The following is a 19139-nucleotide window of genomic DNA, read 5'->3' as shown; positions in this document are numbered from 1 at the left end:
ATTAGCACAGCGGTATATGTATTTGGTATTTTTTTAACGGTAACCCCATCCTTCTATTCTTTCACATTCCGCTGCTTCAAACACGTATGATTCATCGACAAAAAACGAGGAGTAAGGATTAGATTTTTTCCATAACCAAACCAATATGATGATTAAAGCCTTCTAGATTATAAAAGCCCCTCTCGACTAAGAGAAGGGCTTTCCTTATAAAGTATGAACGCATTTTTATCCAATACGTTTATTTTGTATTGGACTTTTTTGCCTTGTTTTCAAGATCGCTTTTAGGCTCGGTGGAGAATTCCACATCTTTTCCATGTCCCTGCGGGTTAACACTTGGTGCGATGCGACCTCTTCCTGTCTTTTTACTCATTTCCTTCACCTCCAAGTATATGATGTTGGACGGATCTACTTTACATTACGGGTGTAATTAAATGTGTCTTTGTTCTGAGGAACATCAGGATCTTTTTTCCCGGCAGGCTGTACGGCTCTTCCTGTATTTCCGCTATAGCCTTCTTCCACGGGCCCTGGATAATGATAATGGCCATCATTAACTGTTTGAGTCGTTGATTCACCAGTCACCTGGCTTCCTCCCGTTTCCACCTGTTCTTTATCGTTAGTCAATCCATCTCCTCCTTTTCTAAAGCTTTTCTTTTATAGTATTTCGATAAAAGAGCAATAAAATGAAAGGAGAAAAAAGGAAGCACTAATAATGACTCCATTCTTTGTTATTTGGAGGTCAGAAGTGAACTCTCCGCTGCACTGTTTTTCAAGAAGGGACTGGGTTCGCCAACCGTATAAATTTGCAAGTCATGCATAGCCCTGGTGCATGCGGTGTAAAACAATCTACGCAGGCTCTCATCACCGTATGTTTGCATGGATGCATCATAAATGATGACTGCATCGAATTCGATGCCTTTGGCTAAATAAGCCGGTATAACAACTACACCCTGTTCATATTCATTTGTGCCTTTCTGTACGAGTTTAATTTCACCGTGGGCTTTAAGGGCATCGTATGCGGCGGCACTTTCGGCAGCAGATTTACAGATTATTGCGATTGTATTGTACTCACGGCTTTGAAAGTCTTTGACCTTAGACATGATCTCACGGTGCAATTCATCACGGCTAGACACTTGAGTGAGTACCGGCTTCTCGCCTTCACGATTGAATGCCTTAATTCGATGGCCTTCTGGAATTAGTTCACGTGTGAATTCTATAATCTGCTTTGTGGATCTGTAGCTTTGATCCAAGGTAATGCTCTCGGTTTCACTTATCCCGTATAAACTGGTCAGAGTCTGGAAATCCACCCGTTCGCTGGCATGAGCGAATATTGCCTGGTTAAAGTCACCGAGCACGGTCATCCTGGCATTAGGAAACAATCGTTTCAAGAACTCGAATTGAAATGGAGAATAATCCTGTGCTTCGTCTACAAGCACGTATTTTATAGCTGTATTCGACTGAAATCCTTGAATTAACTCCTTCAGCAGCAAAAATGGAGTCGCGTCTTCATAATACAGTTTACCTTCGTCCAGCATTTTTTGGGTTGATAAGCAAATTTCCCTTTCGGCAGGTGCTTCACCCTCATTCCACAGTTCGATCCGTATTCGTTCGTCAAAAAGTTGCTTGTATATGCCCTTAATATTGATAAAATGAAGTGCTTTTATCCGTTTGCGTAACGTCTTCAATTTCTTTCGAACAATCATACGCGCAAGCATTTTATTTTCCATCTCATAATCGTCAAAGGAATCTTCATTATCACTGCGTTTTTTCTCTAAATAGGTGTATACCTTTTGGTAGTCTTCTTTGCTAAGATACTCGATTTCCTCCTCGACCCAGGGTTGTTTCAACTCGAACTTTTCCCTTTCATCAAGTAACTTACATAACCACTCTTTCAGCTTTTCAATCCTATTATGAAATTTTAATGTGGTGTCTGTGTTATAAAATCTTTCCGAGATTTGTTTGGCGGAGACGAGCGTTTCCCCTCGGAACTTCACCCCTCTAAAGATCATTCCGGATTGCTCCAGTGATTGTCTGTAGGTCTTGATGATTTCAAAGAAGCGAATGGATGCCTTAAATTGGATACTCGCTGTCCTGGTGCTATAGGAAGGATCCTCCGCTCCAGTCAGCAAATATTCCAGTTGCTCATAAGGATCCTCAACTTGAAACGAGTCAGTCAGACGATGATCCAGATATTCCTGGAATGTTACCTGCTGCATATTCTCTTCGCCAAGTTCGGGCAACACATTGGATACGTAGTTATTAAACATGGAGTTAGGAGAGAATAAAATGATTTGATCGGCTTTCAGCCTTTCTCGGTTCTTGTAGAGCAAGTAAGCGATCCGTTGAAGGGCAGCTGATGTCTTCCCGCTGCCAGCTGCACCTTGAACAATGAGCAGACGTCCGCGATCGTTCCGGATGATCCTATTTTGCTCACGTTGAATGGTGGACACGATACTGTGCATATGCTTATCCGTTCCCTTGCCCAGTACCTGCTGCAGGATTTCATCCCCAATGGTGAGACTCGTATCGAACATCGATTCGATAACGCCGCCCTTGATGGTGTATTGCCACTTGTTCTCCAACATCCCCCGAATTACGCCTCCGGGAGTGGAGTATTCTACAGGACCGGGAGGATAGTCATAATAAACACTCGAAACCGGGGCCCTCCAATCGTAGATAATGAAGTTTTCTCCTGTTGCATCAGTTAGAGTGGAAGTCCCAATATAAATTTGTTCCGTAAGGGGAGACCCTTCTTCAGTGATATCAATCCGGCCGAAGTAAGGCACTTCCTGCATGCGGCGTAGTGTTGACAGCCTCTTGAAGGCATATCTATGTGCGCCTTCGCTTTGTGACAAGTCTTGGGCCTGCTGCCTTAAGCCAATGATGGTCTCGAGGTAATCATCGAAAGTATCGATATTAACTTTGAGGTCATCCCAAAAGTGTTTACGGATATTAACAACTTCTTTTTTACGCTTTGAAGTTTCTCCTTCTATTTTGCTGATTTGTTTCGTGATTGTTTCTATCACCTCATTCAAACGTTCTTGCTCCTGCCGAATTTCATTGTTCATAACGGACACTCCTTTAAAAAATGAGAAATTAGGGGTTGACTAGAGGTGAGTTTTACCTTATACTTATAGTAAGGGGTAAACTGTTTAGTGCGTATTTAAATGTGTTTCTATACTAATTTATCATAAATTCCGAATGATATCAATGTATTTTACACAACAGTTGCCATAATGAATCGTCATTTTAAACTTGAATTTAACATGTAAAGCCAGAACCAGTTGAGCAATAGCTTGGCTGGTTATTTTTATGATTATTGAAGGCCTAAAGCTTCGCCAGTCCCGCCTTTCATAAGATCTGCAACACCCACATCAACGTTTGATTCGTTTCGATGAGATGTGATTCATATTGTCTTGACTTAACTTTGTTTGTTAGATAATGTTTAGGATAAAACTTTTTGTAGGAGAAATTATCATGAAAAATTATAAAGCATGTCAAAGTTGTGGAATGCCGCTATCTAAAGATGAATTAGGTGGTGGAACTGAAAAAGATGGTAGGATAAGTACTAAATATTGCAGTCATTGTTATATAAATGGTGAATTCACTCAAAACATTACTGCGATAGAAATGCAAAAAGTTGTTCAAAATCATATGATGGAAAATATGAATATGCCTAAATTTATTGCTAAGTTTTTCACTAGAGGCATCCCAAAATTAGAGCGATGGAATTAATCAACGAATAGAAAACGAATGAACTTTTTTATCATTTTTCTATAGATTTGAAACAATACTGTTAATAAAAAAGCCTGTTTTCACATACTTTGTTGCTATTCACCAGGTAGTGGGCTGTGGTTGATTTCCCCTCAAGATGCTCGCTTTCCTTGGTGCGGGCGGTGAGCCTCCTCGGCGTAAACGCCTGTGGGGTCTCACCTCTCCCGCTGCTCCCGCAGGAGTCTCGGACTTCCGCTCCAATCAACCTTAAATAGTTTCGTTTAAAAACAACAAACTTTACGAAAAGAGCCATAAAAAAAATACGGAGAAAATAGCGATAAAGACAAATCCCATATAAACGGATTTGCCTTTATGCTTCTTCCAACGAAAAATAAGAAAATGTTTTTGGGAATTTTCAATCTATTCCGCTTGTGTTACTGGTTTATTATTTCATCATCTGCCTTGCTTCCATAAACAGCACTTGGATAAATTTTTTCATATTATTGCGGCTCTGACTGCTTACTTTTTTGCTTTTGTCTTCTAGCTCCAGCATTTTTTTTCGGACTTCCGAGAAATCAAAAAATGTGGATGAATAGGCTTCGAATTTTGGATTCATATAATCCGTCAATCCTAATGAAGCGATATGGATGAGTGCCTGGTTAAGAGCGCGACGGACACGCTGCTCGGAAGCTTTCATTTCTTTCTGGATTTCGGCTTCTTTCGCTTGATCTCCCAGCTTTTCAGCAGCAATCCCAGCAAAAATCTCCTTTAAATATGGAAACGAGTAGGCAGGACCGAGTCTTTGCTTTTCATTTTGGAGGAATCCTAAAATGTTTAATAAATCCTCGCTTCCCCCTTCGCCAATCATACCTAAATCAGAAATCAAGGACCGTCCGGCTTCCATGATATTTTTTGTATGAAAGGTTTTAGAAGACTTCGGGCGGTCCGTAAACACGTTCAACGACTTTTGAATGCCCTGGATCGATTGATCAACCAGTATTCGCTCGTTCACTTTGTTTAATATGCATGAAATTTCAACTTGGTTCAGCGGTTTTGTAATGTAGTATTCCGCTCCTAATCTATACGCCTCACCAATCATTTCTTTCGTTTCCACTTGCGATATCATCACAAATCTTCCTTGAAATCCATCAGCAAGAGACCTGATTGTTTCAATTCCATCCCTTAATGGCATGAGCAAATCAATTAAGACAACGTCTGCTTTTTTTAAAAACAACAAGCCATTATTCACTAAAGCTCCGTCTTCTGCTTCTCCCACCACTTTGCCTAAATCTTCGTCTTCAATTATCTCTGTCAACATTCCTCGAATGGCAGGATCGTCATCTATAATGAAATAATTCATCTCGTTAGCCCTTTCTCCATAATAGCATCAATCGGAATTCCTACGATGAATACGGTTTCTTTATAGGTATCCATTAGCCTGATATGTCCTCCAAATTTTTCAACTGTTTGTTTCACATACGATAAGCCAATTCCCGTCGAAGGGTTTCCCGCCGCATCGAATTTCTTTGTATAACCTGCTGTAAAAATGATTTCCTTCCGCTTTGGCGCAATGCCTGGGCCATTATCACAGATGCAAAACTCCACGAATTGATCTTTCCTTTTCACATGCAGTGATACGTATCCTTCTTCTTCAATGGCTTCAACTGCATTGGCCAATAAATTATTTATTAATGATAATACCATATATACATGATAGGGGGGATGGTCATCATCTATATGCAAGGTAAATGTAATAACTTTGCGAAGGGACTCTGCATATCGTCTATTGGACACGATCATGATGTTACCAAGGTCTTCGATCTTCATATATTCCTGCAGGTTTTTGGATGACATAAGTTTCGAAAGCCCCGCATGAATCCGCTGGTTATCTTTTTTGATCTCATGCACGAGACCGGCAATCTGCAACGCAGTTTGCGCATCGCTTCCATTAGTCCCCCTCGTTTTTATCCGACTGTAAAAGTCATAACAAGTTCGGGTGATTTCTTCCGCATTTTGCATCGTTTTCTTCAGTTGAACCGATTCCTCATACAAACTTGAAATGAAAAGCAGCATTTGTTCCTTTTGGATGCGTTGCTCCGCTTCTGCGGATTTCGCTTCTCTCAGCTTTAATATATTAAAAAAGCCGAGAACGAAAAAGCTTCGAATAAAGGCGATTAAAACAAGTTGGTCAATGGCTAACAAGGGTGTGCCCTGATTCGCCAGGATGGATCGGATCGTCATCTCCGATACACTTGCAAAAAGCTCGATCAATACCCCTAAAAGCCCGATCATAAACGGCTGATCGTGCCGTTCGTTCAATTTCGTTTTATGAAAGGCCAACGCGTAAATGAAGTAGTAGAAAAAGGCGGGAACATGAAGATAGATCGCATCCTCAACAGATATGTCCCGTATCCCGACAGCCAGTGAAAAACGCAAAAAAAACACACTCACTCCCGTCACTATGCCTGCAATTATCGGACGGATGCTCCTCCCCCATAGTAAAAACAAGAAGAAGACGGGGGTTCCCAAACTGACTCTGAATGTATCATCGAAGGGGTAAAACTTGAATTCGCCCGCAAGAGGCACCGCAATCATAATCAATAGTAATATCCTTATACTCTTTTTCAATACGGTCCCTCCCCAGTCACTATATTAAAAACATAACACATGAAAAGGTAAAAAAGTGAGAAGGGTTTTGACTGAAATTATTATTTTTTATGGCCCTTGTAAGTATCCGTAGGATTCAGTAGGTTCCAGTAGGATGATCATAAACTTGAAATAATCTAAAAATTGAAAGCGCTAACAACAGAACGACTATCGAAGGAGGAATTCAAATGAAAAGGATTGGCTTAGCTACTCAAATTTTTGTTGCACTTGTACTAGGTATCGTTGTCGGTGCTTTATTCCATGGTAATGAAACAGTCATGGCCATTTTGGTGCCTATCGGCGATATTTTCATTCATTTAATTAAAATGATCGTCATCCCGATCGTCATGGCTGCACTAGTCGTCTCCATAGCGGGGGTCGGCGATATAAAGAAACTGGGAAAATTAGGCGGGAAGACTCTTCTTTATTTTGAGATTGTCACCACAATTGCCATTGTTATTGGATTACTGGCGGCAAACTTGTTCCACCCAGGGTCTGGCTTAGATACAAGCAATCTTGAAAAAAGTGATATTTCAAAATATGAAGAAACGACAAATACCGCTGGCAGCAGTGGCTTTGGAGAAACAATTTCTCATATTGTTCCTTCAAATGTATTTGAATCAATGGCTCAAGCGGATTTATTACCGATTATCTTCTTTTCTGTTTTATTCGGCTTAGGTGTGGCTGCGATAGGCGAAAAAGGAAAGCCTATTCTTGGATTCTTTGAAGGTGTGTTGGAAGTAATGTTTTGGGTGACGAATCTAGTCATGAAATTTGCCCCCTTTGGTGTGTTTGCACTGATTGGTGTAACCGTTGCAAAATTCGGTATCGCAACATTAATTCCTTTAGGTAACCTAGTAATTGCTGTTTATGTGACGATGGTATTCTTTGTATTCGCCATTCTTGGAATGATAGCGAAAATGTCAGGGACAAGCATTTTTGTTATCCTGAAAGTGTTAAAGGATGAATTGATTTTGGCATTTACAACAGCAAGTTCAGAGTCGGTATTACCAAGGCTTATGGACAAAATGGAGAAGTTTGGCTGCCCGAAATCCATTACTTCTTTTGTTATTCCAACAGGCTATACGTTTAATCTAGACGGCTCATCGATTTATCAAGCACTTGCTTCACTTTTCGTGGCACAAATGTATGGTATAGATTTATCCATTACAGAACAGATCACTTTGTTACTCGTATTGATGTTAACGTCAAAAGGAATGGCTGGCGTTCCGGGTGCCTCATTTGTTGTTGTTTTAACAACACTTGGTTCTATGGGACTGCCGGTGGAAGGTGTTGCGTTCATTGCCGGTATCGACCGAATTTTGGATATGGGAAGATCAGCGGTTAATGTCATAGGGAACTCATTGGCGGCGATTGTCATGTCGAAATGGGAAGGGGAATTTGACCAGGATAAAGCAAACCATTACGTTAATTCAATTAAACAATCAGACGTAGCATAAACTAGAGGAGGAAACACGGTCATGACGATCGTATTAAGAAAGACTTCTAGGGATCAAAACAAGTACCAGTGCATGCATACTATGTATCCAAACATTGCGTGCAGTCTCCGATTACAAGTCTTACGCGATGACAAACCCAGGTATTTCTTGTGCTGAACTGTTTGATAGATCGCAGTTTCCGATTTTGATGAAATGGCTGATGTGATTGATGAATAATAAAAGTCTGGGGAATTGATATAAAAGCCCTCCTTTATGGGAGGGCTTTTTGTTTTGCAGAATGAGTAAAAATCATAATCCGAAACAAAAAAATGGATAGCCCCAATTAAGGCTATCCAGCTTAATTTATAAAAGATCACTTCACCTTTACGCCAGCTTTAATCAACGTAGGCGGAGTTTCGCCCTGTAATCCGGCGACAAGGTTTGTTGCGGCCAGCATCGCCATTTTCAGGCGGGTTTCATATGTTGCGGAACCGATATGAGGCAGAGTGACGACATTCTTCATGGAAAGCAGCGGGTTGTCTTCCTGGACGGGCTCCTGTACAAAGACATCCAGTCCTGCCGCGTGAATTTCTCCGGTCTTTAGCGCATCGATCAACGCTTCTTCATCCACTGTTTTCCCTCTTGAACAATTGATGAAGATGGCGGACTCTTTCATGAGCTTGAATTCTTTTTCCCCCATCATCTTTTCGGTTTGAGGAGTCAGCGGTGTCATTAAGCAGACAAAATCAGATTGCTTTAACAGATCTTCCAGAGAACAGTATGTAGCTCCATACTTTTGTTCCGCGTCTTCGTTTCTGGATCTATTGTGATATAAGATGTTCATATCGAACCCAAAACGGGCCCTTTTTGAAACGGCAGATCCGATTCCGCCCATTCCGATAATGCCTAACACTTTATGATGGACGTCCAACCCAAACGATTTTTCCCCGATATTCGATGTCCATTGCCCTGACTTTACCATTTGATCCAACTCAGGCATTCTTCTCGCTGTGGAGAGCATCAAACCCATGATCGTATCGGCGACTGTCTCGTTCAATACCTCGGGAGTGTTCGTAGCCATGATTCCTCGATTGGACAACTCGGTTATATCCAAATTGTCGTAACCAACCGATGAATTACAGACGATTTTTAATTGCGGTGCTTGATCCAGTAAAGTTTTATCCACCTTTAATCCTGAACCTAATATACCTTGTGCGTTCTTCAGCTCCTGAAGAAATTCAGGATAGTTTTGTGAATCAAGACCCTCAAAATAAACGACCTCACAAGTCTCTTGAATATAATCCAACACCTTTTGATCCACTTTCTTATAAACGATTACTTTCGGTTTCATCATTGATACCTCACTTCCAATAAAGTAGGACCCCATCGGGTTCGAATGCTGATATAACCTTTTTGTTTTACGCCTCTATCTATAATCTACCATTATTTTAAAAAAAGGTAGTAGCTAATTGAACGGCGGACCAAATCGCTAAAACGGAAGCTAACGTTAGAATAATATTTTCGAACCAATTGTTTTTATATTTTCCCATCAAGCTTTTTTTATTTGAAAGCACGAGCATGCCAATTGCGATTACCGGAAAGCCGATTATATTTATTGCATTTACGCCAATTGTCAATGCAATGAAACCAGGCATGCCGGGAATGGACCAAATAAGCGGCGTAACTAATACAAAAATCATAATCCATTTAAACATTGGATCTTTTTCATATTTACCATTGTACTTTTCGCGTCGGTTTTTATTTATTACGTAAAAGGCATCTACTATCAATCTTGGAAAACCAGTTGATTTCCCTACTATACTCGCGAACAATACGCCAAATACCCCAAGATAAAAAATGTACCAGCCAAATTGTCCTAACGACATTTGTAATGCCATTGCCAAGTCATCAATCGTTTCCACATGAATTCCATTCGGTTTTAAAATTTCTGCCCCAACCACCCAAATGGCTAAATTAATCACAATGCAAACTCCGATGGCAAACAGTAAGTCATTTCTTTGAACCTTGACATGACTCGGCTTCGTCCAGCCCTTTTCCTTCATGAAATATGGATGTACAAAGTTCGAAATCGATCCTGCCACTGCACCGATAATTGAAATCGCCACCAATAATGCTCCATGAACGCCAGTATCACTTGGAATGCTAAAACCAACCGTTCCTTTAATGATTTGCCCCACATCCGGTGTAGCTTGAATGGCCAGGAACAAGAAGGCAATGGTCAATAATGCCAAAAGCACTTTCATTACACTTTCAATTCTATTATAAATATTCCTGCCAATAAGCATAAACACTAATCCTACAACTACCATTGAAGCTAAGAATGGCTGATTGACATGGAAGAGTGTCGATAATACCTCTCCCGCTCCCTTAATCATATAGGCATTAAACAGATGGCCCATGATTAATGCATAACCAAACATGAAATAACCGAAAAATGGGTGGATACGTCCATAGCCTTCAAGAATGGTTAAACCCTCTGTGTTACAAAGCTGGAAACGGGCAATAACATTAACGATAAGAAAACGAAGAATTAATGACAGAGCTAAAATCCACATTAAACTATATCCATAATCTGCACCGGCAACAGAAGAAGTCACCAGATCCCCGGCGCCAAGCCACGTTAACACGGCAAGAATTCCTGGACCATAGGCGGTTTTAAACTTCGTGAAGAAATTTGTTTTCTTACTTTCGACCTCCGGAGCAATCACAGTGGATTCAGCAAGATTTGATTGATTTTTCAAGTTATTCACTCCATTCCAAAGAGTATGTATTCGCTTTCATTTTTTCTAAAGCAATAATACTTAGATAACTCTAGACATTCAGATATTGAAATTATGACAGAACTTTACATCATTTCCGGAATTGACATAAAGTTAATGCGCAGTATGTTGTCATGCTTCTTGTTGAAGTGAATTAGCTCTTAAGTAAGTTCTCCTTCCATTTGATTGAATCTTTCGACTATTTACATTGAAATTGTAAGACAAATTAAAATGTAAGTCAATCATAATATTTAGAAGTTTTTTTTAAGCATAAAAAAGACCCTTCATACTTGTTGATCAATCAAGAGAAATTGGCGTTGCTGCAAATTGAGGAAAACAGGATAAATAAAGGATAAAGTACAGTGTGCGAATAGATTAATGCCATCAGCGGATAATATAAGCGAAGGAGTGAAATATATGCCACAAGATAATAACAATGATCCAAATAATACTGCCGGGAACCTTGATGCTCGCAGAGACCCTAATAATGATAGTTTGAACCCCGGGTTTCAAAGAGAAGAACGCCCTATGCCTAATGGTAATATCCCAACAACAGAGGGTGTCGCAAATGTTAAAGAACGTTTTCCTTCTGACCATGAAAGACTTATGAGCAGAATCAATCTTGGGGATGCACTTATAAATCGGGAAAATACACATTTTGGACGGTTTGAAAGATAACCCACGAGAAAAAAGCTAAAAACCTGTTTAGGCTTTAGCTTCCGTTTTTTTAGTTTTGTACAAATATGAACTTTCCTCTCCAGGCACTTGCTTTCCGCAGGAGCCTCTCACACCCGCTCCAATCAATATGGAACACGTTTTATCTACAAAAATTAAAAGAGACCTTCCTATAAAAGGTCTCTTTGAATAATCCTTACTTTTCACAAGCGATAAAGTCTTTGTCGCGATCGCTTTTTTTATTGGCATCATAAAGCGCCTTTGAAACGTGAGGCTTGTATTTCGTTTTTCCCCCTTTATTTTTAACGGAAGATGTACGGGCTACGCCTCCTTTGTAGTCTTTATTCAATGCTGTACAGTTTTTATAAGTCTTCACCTTTGTTTTGGCACTGGCAACGTCATTTGCGCCAAACGAGAGACCTAAAACTAGTCCAAAAGATAGTAAAATAGCAAATATTCGTTTCAAAATACGTACCTACACCCCTAAATATTAACTTTTTACTAATCATAATGTATCATTCCATTTTTTATAATAACTATTTTTCTGGATGTTAAATAATACCCGCTCTCACTTAATCCACCCCTAAGAAAAGACCGCCAATTCAGCGGTCCCATAGATTATATTATTCCTTTCCCTTCACCCTGTAATGGACCTCCCCAGGTTCTTTGCAAAAGGTGATTCCGCTTCCCGGTTCGTAATAAAAGGTCTTTTTACCCAATGAGCGTTCATGGAAGGTCGTATGCAGATAGGCTGCTTGGTCCCTTTTGAAGGCGAGCTGATTTTTGCTTAAGTTTACTGGTAAGCAATGACCGTAGTTTGTGTGGACCAGTGTTTCCTTTTCGTTCATTTCCTCTAGGTCACGAATGTGGATGTAGGAAAACCAGACTCCTCCTCTTTTCCGGAATGAGCGGGAGGAGAACCAGACCATCCCCAGTTGGGCATTTATGCAGACGGGCAGTCTGTATTTACCGCCTAGTACGGATTTGGCTGCTGCTAGTCCGCCATCCAGATCCAATCCAAAGTGGTTTAACGTATTATTCAGGATTTCCTGGCGCGGTTGCCTAACATGGAAAGTGCTGTCTCCCTCCACTACCGTAGTCATCTCGACACCATTGGCGTCGTATCGCTCCATCATTCCTACCGTTTCCATATTCAATAAATAGTTTTTTCGTATCATCATTCCATTCACTCCCCATTTCACTATTCCTTTTTATGGAGTATACTGGACATAGAGGCAGGTATACTCCTGCTCGCAAGCCCTTAGGTGATTGTCTGACCGGACGTCCTCACCTAGGGGTTTTTCACTTTTTCATTATCACATTTCCCCTCACCTCCTCAACAGCTATACAGCCAGAGTACTAGCTCTTCGATATTGTTTTTATCTTTGCTTAGGTGAAATAATGGCGGCCGCCCTTTGTATGTTCCTTTAAACTCTTTCCAAATGGGATTATCAGGGCTCCAGTCCACCTCTTTCAATTTTGACATTCTCGTGGCAATCAGCTGTTGTCTTTGTTCGATTGGCTGGTTTTCCATTTTGTCATTGATATAAAGGGCAACGGCAATGAAAAGCGGGTAACTGGCAAGCATGCATTTTGTGTAATCACCCATCTGTCCTGCCGGGTATATGTCGAATAGTTCATTAAGATAGAGATGAATGAGTGTGATGTATTCACTGTTCGAAAGCGGACTTTGTGATACTTTCTCTTCGATGTTTACGTGTGCCTTCCCAGTCATGAAGATGCCGATGACCTGCCTCAATTGCGATAGCGATAAGAGGTTTTTATTGGCTGGACGATTGATGGAACGCTTTTCAAGTTCGACACCGGCTGTTTTTAGCGATTGATGGGTATGGAGCACCTGATTGGTAATGACGTTGAGGTTGTTTCGCGAGTCGAATGATATCCGTTTGGAAAGGGCAACTTTCTTGCCTTTTAGATTGAGATCCAGGTAGAGCTGGGATTCTTCCGCTCTTGTTAGCCCTTCAAATACTTGGATCGCAATCGAGCTGTCCTTCATGAGTGAATCCAGTTCGTATGCTAGTTTCACCTTTTCTTCACCCTTCTTTAACGCTTTAAGGATACTGTCCTCCACTTGCGCGAAAGCCGCTATTCGTTGTGTTCCGTCGATGATCGAAAGTTCGATGGGATCTCCATTAGGGGCTGCTCCTTCCCTGCTGCTGGCAACAAGTGGCGGCAGGTAGATATTTTTCGTTAACGCATTGTCCAAAAGATAGTTTTTGATCGATCGGACCCGCAGCTGGTTGATTTCCCTCGTGGCAATCTGACCGTTGCGATACATATGGACCAGCTCGATGATGGAGCAGGAAACCATCGTCCTTCTTTTCCGGTCCAATTCACCTAGAATCATGCAGCCATCCTCCTTCTTGTTCTATTTTTCGTTTGAACGCGAGAGCCGTTTTCTGGATGGCGTTTGTAGTCGAATGGTTTTTGACTCTTTTTTTCAAGGGGTCGTAAATGTGTGAATAAAGGGCATCATCATGCTTCCAAGTACAGGCTTTCTTCAAATGCAGCATATGATTTATTGCTTCTTCATAGGGGATTTCATGATGTTTTCGGAGTTGGTGGATCGTTTGGGCAAGGGCTATTTGAATGCCGGAATACCCTGATGTGAATGTAGTCCGGTCTGTCATCTTCTTCGGAAAGATTTCCAGCCATGACTCGAAAAACGCGGTCGCGGTGTTGATGATTTCGGCTTTGGTCATATCACCATAATTGGCTTTACCCGTTTTCGCGGTGACGTTTCCTTCAAATAAAGCAATAAGGCAGCGCCTCATGATCGTCAGCGTAGTCAGCGCCGTACATCTCACGGTGATCCTCGAAAGGGTGGCCTCTATCTCCATCTTACTTTCTAATATCCTGGCAATGTTCCGTGTTAGTTCTGCATATTCATCGCGCTGGTCATACTTCATCACCAAGCCGTTATGCGGCTCTTTTCGCTTCGTATTAATATCATTGAATAGCTGTCTTTCTTCATGCGTTTCCAGATTTAAATAGATTTGAATCGTGACCGGATAGGTTTTCAACTTATCAATTTGGTTTTGGAGCTTTGCCGCTTCGGGAAAGTTTCCGATTTCTTCTTCCGTTTCCTTCCGTGCCCTTAGGTGACTGATGGCTGAAATGAGGGCATAGGTCCTATGCTGCCCGTCAAGTATGTATATTTTACTTCCTGGTGGCAGTTCCCCGCCCACGGGCACTTCTTGGATCGCTCCCCTGCTCGAGAAAATGAATGGGGAAAAGTAAAAGTCCCCTTCCGATACAGAATCGATGATGAACTCCCTGATTTCAGTCCTTCGATTGAGATCAAGCTTTCTTTGAACCGCCTCATCGACTTCGAATATCGCCTCCAATGTCGAGAATTGAATCTGCGAGATTAATATTCTTTTCCCGAATTGGGTAAGGCTGTTTCCGGCTATCGTCACTTTCATTTCTTGATATGTCATTCACTTCACCTCTCTGCGACCATTATCCTATTTTATGCTTTTTTTGTAAAACCGCTCTTGTATTACCTCTTTCAAAATTGGTTCCCTTTTGTGACTGCTTTACCTGTTTGATTGGCTAACTCTTTACAAAATCTCATCAAATGGCTATACTATCTAATTTCCGTTTCAAATTTGCTGCTGCGGATCGCTATTTTGTGTCCATTTAGAGAACAAACAGCCAAAATCCAGATAAAAGTGAAACGAAATGACATTTTTGTGAAGTTTTACGACTCGTCAAAAAAAGTCTATCTGAATGATAGACTTTTTTTGACGTGGTTATTCTGCCAGCTTTATATCAATTGCTAAATTCCGTAAATAATCCAATAAGGGCCTGACTTCCTCTGGAGCTGTTGTGTCTGTGAATGAGAAAGACTGCTTCTTCTTTTCATCGGCTATATCCAGCTGGTATGAAAACGAGTCGAACCCTTGCGTTTTTACCATTTTACTTTGGGCAGCATTATGAAGGTCAGCATGTTTCATTAAGTTCTGCAATTCCTCATACTTCTCTTTCGGCAATTCATCCGTATCTATTTCGAAATTCAAGTCGAGGTTGGCAAATCCCCCTATGCAGCTAAATTTGATATGCATGGTAGATGGAGCCTCCTATTCATGGAATATTTCTACTCAGGCAGTCCAACCGCTTTAAAAGCATTTTCAATTGTCTTGATGGCTGTTTTCGTAACATCACCGCTATCAACAAGTTTTTGCGCTGCCTTGATGACGATTTGCACGAATTGATTGAAATTCGCCGTCGCAAATAAATTCTGCATCGCATTGAACCAAATCAAGGCCGCTTTGTCCGTTCCAATTTCCATCGATACTAGATAAAAGGCCTTGTTTGGTATGCCGCTATTGATATGGACACCATGATTATCGCGTTCTCCCTTATAGAAGTTCTTCATATGATCAGGCTGAATATCCTTACCCATTAACTTATTGTCAAATGCCGTACCTGGTGCCTTCATCGAACGGAGTGCCTGCCCTTTCAGTGTCGGTCCCATTATATCAGCACCGATCAGCCAATCGGCATCTCCTGCAGTTTGCTTTAAGTGAAATTGTTTTATGGCAACTCCAAACACATCTGAAAGATGTTCGTTCAATGCCCCGGACTGACCTTCATACTCCAATCCACTTGTGAACTGCGTAACCCCATGTGTCAATTCATGTCCAATTACATCGAGTGAATTGGCAAAATTGCTAAAGATGACCCCATCACCGTCTCCAAATACCATTTCATCTCCGTCCCAATAAGCATTCGTGAATTTATTGCCATAATGAACGTTCAGAATGAGATCAAGACCTTGGTTATCAATTGAATTACGGTGCAAAACATCCTTGAAATAATCACGCACAACTCCGCTATAATCATATGCAGCGTTAACAATGGGATCTGCACTTGATCGGTCTCCTTCTTTCCTAGCCTCATTCTCGCGGAGTTTCGTTCCTCCCTTGCAATCGTAAACATGACGGGCAGATTCACCTTGACGTTCAGATCCTGCATCCGTTAAAGCGATAACACCGTCAATATCATATTCTTTCAATATTCTGCGCCTGCGCATTTGACGGCTTTTCGCTAAACTGATCCGTGCTTCTTCCACTTCATTTTGTGCCAAATTCTCTAAGATATAGTTAGGTACGATGAAACACTGACACCTTTTGGAACAATCCTTATTATGCATATTCGTCACTCCTTCATGTTTTTTTACGATCTATTATCATTTCGTTTCTCAAACCGTTCTTCATGCTCAATAGCTGTTTATCTGATCCGTTCACATTTGCTGCTCATCCTATCTTCAACACATTTCTATAGACTACTTTCGCCGCAAGTACCTCATTTCCCTCCATTCCTTCCTCTGATCCGTTCAATCCTTTTTCCGGCAACTGGTAACTCATCATGCAAAATCAGGCAGGGGATGTAAGAGTTCACCTTTCTTTATTAAATTATTCTGCTCGTACTGCATATACTGCTTTAAACAAGGAATCTTCCTCGGAACATAAACGAGCAGCTATTGGAGAGTGGATACCCCATACAGATGGGAATGGAAAGCTAACCGAAGCAGTTCCCTGTGAAGTTACCAATGCTATGCCCTCCCTTAAAATAGATAATAGGGTGGTTGGTACGGTTAATTTTCGCGGCAGACCCATTCCGATTAATGGATTTTGGAATGAAAACACCAAACTAATCGCATTTGATTCACCTTATGCCACATTCTCTGGCAACTTAACCATAATCGATGATCAACAGAGCAGAATTCGGCATTTTATTCTTCAAGGACGTTTTCTAGTGAAGCCTCCCTCTCTGCAAGCAGGTGAGTCTGGATCGTAGATTGCCACTACAGATAGAGCTCAGAATCAATTTCCGGTTAGCGGTGATGCGTATACCGGGCAATTGCCTCCTGCAGGAGCTTTTTTAACATCTAATTTCCTTCATCAACACCGGAATTTTTTAGGAAGAACAATATAGGGCTGATTGCAATGCTTCCCCGTCTTGGTATCGTTTTGCCTATTTGAGATAGTTATTTTGGTAGATAAGTTATGAAGGCGATCACTAAAAATGGGAATATAGATTGACAGCATTTTCCCTGTACTTCATACTATTGTATTAATAGAAGTGACAGAATATTTGGTTAATTAGGAGGATGAAGCTATGAAATTAGCAGATGTTCTAGAAGAAAAGGGTTTTCAAGTGGCTCATGTATTGATATTGGAGGATAAATGGGGGGAGGACATGTGACTAAGCACAGAATCCTTTTAAGCATTCCCATTTTGTTATATGGAATGTACATATTTGTTGTTATTCAAAATGATAAAGATGTTCCACTTTATTTGCATCTCCTATTCGCAATCTACTTGATGTTTTTTGTACATTATGAAGATAACACAGAAGGAAAGCATGACGGATTTTGAGAATTTCGATGCTAAGCAATGCGTGTGGAAGATGTTTGGACTTCAACTGAATGTATCGAGCTGCCCGCAGGCTGAGTCCGTTGTAATCCCTAGGTTGTTAACACGTGAGCCAGTTTAGTATGACCCACCCCAATATTCATTCCAAAAACATTAATAAAGCCTAAAAAAGCCTCAACTCCTTAAAGGAATTGAGGCTTTCACTATTTATCAGCTTTATTTTGGTTCCAATTAGATGATACGAGTTGTAACGATGCCTTCGATTTGTTTGATTTGATCTTCCAAAGCAGGAATGATATCGCCGTTTACTTCTCCATCAATGTCGATGATCGTATATGCATATCCCCCACGGCTTCTGTTAACCATGTCAGCGATGTTCAAATTGAAGCTTGATACAGCCAGCGTGATTTGCCCAACCATGTTCGGAACGTTTTCGTGGAAAGTTGCCACACGACGGTTTCCTGTAAAAGGAAGGGAAGTATTCGGGAAATTCACAGAGTTCTTGATGTTCCCTGTTTCTAAAAAGTTCTTCAACTGACGAGCTGCCATGATGGCACAGTTTTCCTCTGATTCCAGCGTAGAGGCACCAAGATGCGGAATTGGAACGACATTTTTCATTTTCAACACGTTTTCATTCGGGAAGTCAGTAATGAATTTGCCTACTTTTCCGCTTTCAAGTGCAGCTTGCATATCATTTTCATTCACTAGCTCACCGCGTGAGAAATTCAAAATATGTACGCCCGGCTTCATGATGCTGAATGTTTCTTGGTTAAACATTCCTTTTGTGTCGTCAGTTAATGGAACGTGTACTGTAATATAATCAGATTCTGCAAACAATTCTTCAATTGTCATGGCGCGCTGTACATTGCGGGATAAGTTCCAAGCTGTATCAACAGAGATGAACGGGTCAAAGCCAATGACATCCATGTCCAAATCAAGCGCGTCATTCGCTACAAGTGCACCGATTGCTCCTAAACCGATTACGCCAAGAGTTTTTCCCTTGATTTCTTTACCAACGAATTGTTTCTTTCCTGCTTCGACAAGCTTCGGAATTTGTTCCCCTTCGCCTTCAAGCGTCTTTGTCCAAGCCACACCGGCAAAAAGGTTACGAGATGAAGCCATCAATGTCGTCAGCACCATTTCTTTTACAGCGTTTGCGTTAGCCCCTGGTGTATTGAAAACGACAATTCCTTGCTCCGTGCATTTGTCGACCGGAATATTATTGACTCCAGCCCCTGCCCTTGCGATTGCTTTTAACTGATCGCCGAATTCCATAGTATGCATATTAAAGCTGCGAAGAACGATCGCATCAGGGTTTTCACTGTCATTATCGACCTTAAAATCGCCTTTATTGAAAACATTCAGCCCGCTTTCGGCAATATTATTTAACGCTTTGATCGTTTTGACTTTTTCTAAAAGTATTGTGCTCATTTTGTTAGCTCCTCTTTGATTATGATGTTTTTGAAATTTCAAAATATTGACTT

The 19139-nt window shown here is 41.0% G+C and carries 19 protein-coding genes; 5 read left to right on the top strand and 14 right to left on the bottom strand.

Annotated features, from left to right (window positions below):
- Nucleotides 1-238 precede the first annotated feature (238 nt).
- The 3 genes from sspL to helD all read right to left on the bottom strand — a co-directional run bounded on the left by sspL (nt 239) and on the right by helD (nt 3065).
- Nucleotides 239-370: a small, acid-soluble spore protein L gene (sspL, locus tag OTG27_RS18215; protein WP_034304091.1), complete on the bottom strand. Its 132-nt coding sequence runs from the start codon at nt 368-370 to the stop codon at nt 239-241.
- A 35-nt stretch (nt 371-405) separates the two neighbouring features.
- The gene (locus OTG27_RS18210) at nt 406-621 is read right to left on the bottom strand and encodes a hypothetical protein (protein ID WP_191929309.1); all 216 of its coding nucleotides are present in this window, start codon (nt 619-621) and stop codon (nt 406-408) included.
- A 104-nt stretch (nt 622-725) separates the two neighbouring features.
- Nucleotides 726-3065 carry an RNA polymerase recycling motor HelD gene (helD, locus tag OTG27_RS18205; protein WP_268937664.1) on the bottom strand — a complete coding sequence of 780 codons (2340 nt, stop codon included), beginning with the start codon at nt 3063-3065 and terminating at the stop codon, nt 726-728.
- A gap of 409 nt (nt 3066-3474) precedes the next feature.
- Between helD and OTG27_RS18200 the strand changes: the two genes are divergently transcribed.
- Nucleotides 3475-3732, top strand: coding sequence for a zinc ribbon domain-containing protein (locus OTG27_RS18200; RefSeq protein ID WP_057276990.1), 258 nt, complete (start codon nt 3475-3477; stop codon nt 3730-3732).
- A gap of 424 nt (nt 3733-4156) precedes the next feature.
- On the opposite strand, the gene OTG27_RS18195 is transcribed toward OTG27_RS18200, so the two are convergent.
- Together OTG27_RS18195 and OTG27_RS18190 are read right to left on the bottom strand one after the other, a co-directional pair.
- Entirely contained in the window at nt 4157-5071 is a 915-nt protein-coding gene (locus tag OTG27_RS18195; protein WP_063590197.1) for a response regulator, read from the bottom strand.
- A complete protein-coding gene (locus tag OTG27_RS18190) occupies nt 5068-6339 on the bottom strand; it encodes an ATP-binding protein (protein WP_268937663.1) in 1272 nt (423 codons plus the stop codon). The genes OTG27_RS18195 and OTG27_RS18190 overlap by 4 nt, the downstream gene beginning before the upstream one ends.
- A 206-nt stretch (nt 6340-6545) precedes the next feature.
- On the opposite strand from OTG27_RS18190, the gene OTG27_RS18185 reads away from it, so the two are divergent.
- Complete coding sequence (locus OTG27_RS18185; RefSeq protein WP_268937662.1) at nt 6546-7817, top strand: cation:dicarboxylate symporter family transporter; 1272 nt, start codon at nt 6546-6548, stop codon at nt 7815-7817.
- A 352-nt stretch (nt 7818-8169) separates the two neighbouring features.
- Here OTG27_RS18185 and OTG27_RS18180 read toward each other — a convergent pair whose 3' ends face one another.
- Both OTG27_RS18180 and OTG27_RS18175 read right to left on the bottom strand, forming a co-directional pair.
- Nucleotides 8170-9147 carry a 2-hydroxyacid dehydrogenase gene (locus OTG27_RS18180; RefSeq protein ID WP_268937661.1) on the bottom strand — a complete coding sequence of 326 codons (978 nt, stop codon included), beginning with the start codon at nt 9145-9147 and terminating at the stop codon, nt 8170-8172.
- Between the two features lie 97 nt (nt 9148-9244).
- Nucleotides 9245-10567, bottom strand: coding sequence for an Nramp family divalent metal transporter (locus tag OTG27_RS18175; RefSeq protein WP_249597197.1), 1323 nt, complete (start codon nt 10565-10567; stop codon nt 9245-9247).
- Between the two features lie 426 nt (nt 10568-10993).
- Here OTG27_RS18175 and OTG27_RS18170 point away from each other — a divergent pair, with 426 nt between their 5' ends.
- The gene (locus OTG27_RS18170) at nt 10994-11254 is read left to right on the top strand and encodes a hypothetical protein (RefSeq protein ID WP_057276994.1); all 261 of its coding nucleotides are present in this window, start codon (nt 10994-10996) and stop codon (nt 11252-11254) included.
- Between the two features lie 193 nt (nt 11255-11447).
- Here the strand turns inward: OTG27_RS18170 and OTG27_RS18165 are convergent, their stop codons facing one another.
- The 6 genes from OTG27_RS18165 to OTG27_RS18140 all read right to left on the bottom strand — a co-directional run bounded on the left by OTG27_RS18165 (nt 11448) and on the right by OTG27_RS18140 (nt 16430).
- Nucleotides 11448-11717 carry an excalibur calcium-binding domain-containing protein gene (locus OTG27_RS18165; protein WP_034304099.1) on the bottom strand — a complete coding sequence of 90 codons (270 nt, stop codon included), beginning with the start codon at nt 11715-11717 and terminating at the stop codon, nt 11448-11450.
- 157 nt (nt 11718-11874) lie between these two features.
- Nucleotides 11875-12432 (bottom strand): competence protein ComK, encoded by a 558-nt coding sequence (locus tag OTG27_RS18160; RefSeq protein WP_034304100.1) that lies wholly within the window; start codon nt 12430-12432, stop codon nt 11875-11877.
- 155 nt (nt 12433-12587) lie between these two features.
- A complete protein-coding gene (locus tag OTG27_RS18155) occupies nt 12588-13619 on the bottom strand; it encodes a DNA sulfur modification protein DndB (protein ID WP_268937660.1) in 1032 nt (343 codons plus the stop codon).
- Complete coding sequence (locus tag OTG27_RS18150; protein WP_268937659.1) at nt 13606-14712, bottom strand: DNA sulfur modification protein DndB; 1107 nt, start codon at nt 14710-14712, stop codon at nt 13606-13608. The genes OTG27_RS18155 and OTG27_RS18150 overlap by 14 nt, the downstream gene beginning before the upstream one ends.
- 315 nt (nt 14713-15027) lie before the next feature.
- Nucleotides 15028-15339: a protealysin inhibitor emfourin gene (locus OTG27_RS18145; RefSeq protein ID WP_268937658.1), complete on the bottom strand. Its 312-nt coding sequence runs from the start codon at nt 15337-15339 to the stop codon at nt 15028-15030.
- Between the two features lie 32 nt (nt 15340-15371).
- Nucleotides 15372-16430: a M4 family metallopeptidase gene (locus OTG27_RS18140; protein ID WP_268937657.1), complete on the bottom strand. Its 1059-nt coding sequence runs from the start codon at nt 16428-16430 to the stop codon at nt 15372-15374.
- A gap of 215 nt (nt 16431-16645) precedes the next feature.
- Here OTG27_RS18140 and OTG27_RS18135 point away from each other — a divergent pair, with 215 nt between their 5' ends.
- A complete protein-coding gene (locus OTG27_RS18135) occupies nt 16646-17077 on the top strand; it encodes a hypothetical protein (RefSeq protein WP_268937656.1) in 432 nt (143 codons plus the stop codon).
- 404 nt (nt 17078-17481) lie between these two features.
- Complete coding sequence (locus OTG27_RS18130; RefSeq protein WP_156500252.1) at nt 17482-17658, top strand: hypothetical protein; 177 nt, start codon at nt 17482-17484, stop codon at nt 17656-17658.
- A gap of 228 nt (nt 17659-17886) precedes the next feature.
- On the opposite strand, the gene OTG27_RS18125 is transcribed toward OTG27_RS18130, so the two are convergent.
- On the bottom strand, nt 17887-19086 hold the full coding sequence (locus tag OTG27_RS18125; protein WP_034304108.1) for a phosphoglycerate dehydrogenase: 1200 nt from the start codon (nt 19084-19086) through the stop codon (nt 17887-17889).
- Nucleotides 19087-19139 lie beyond the last annotated feature (53 nt).

The sequence above is a fragment of the Peribacillus sp. AS_2 genome, from assembly GCF_026891895.1.
Classification (GTDB): domain Bacteria; phylum Bacillota; class Bacilli; order Bacillales; family DSM-1321; genus Peribacillus; species Peribacillus frigoritolerans.
The sequence above is the reverse complement of the archived record's forward strand: the minus strand, read 5'-3'. Positions and strand labels throughout refer to the sequence as shown.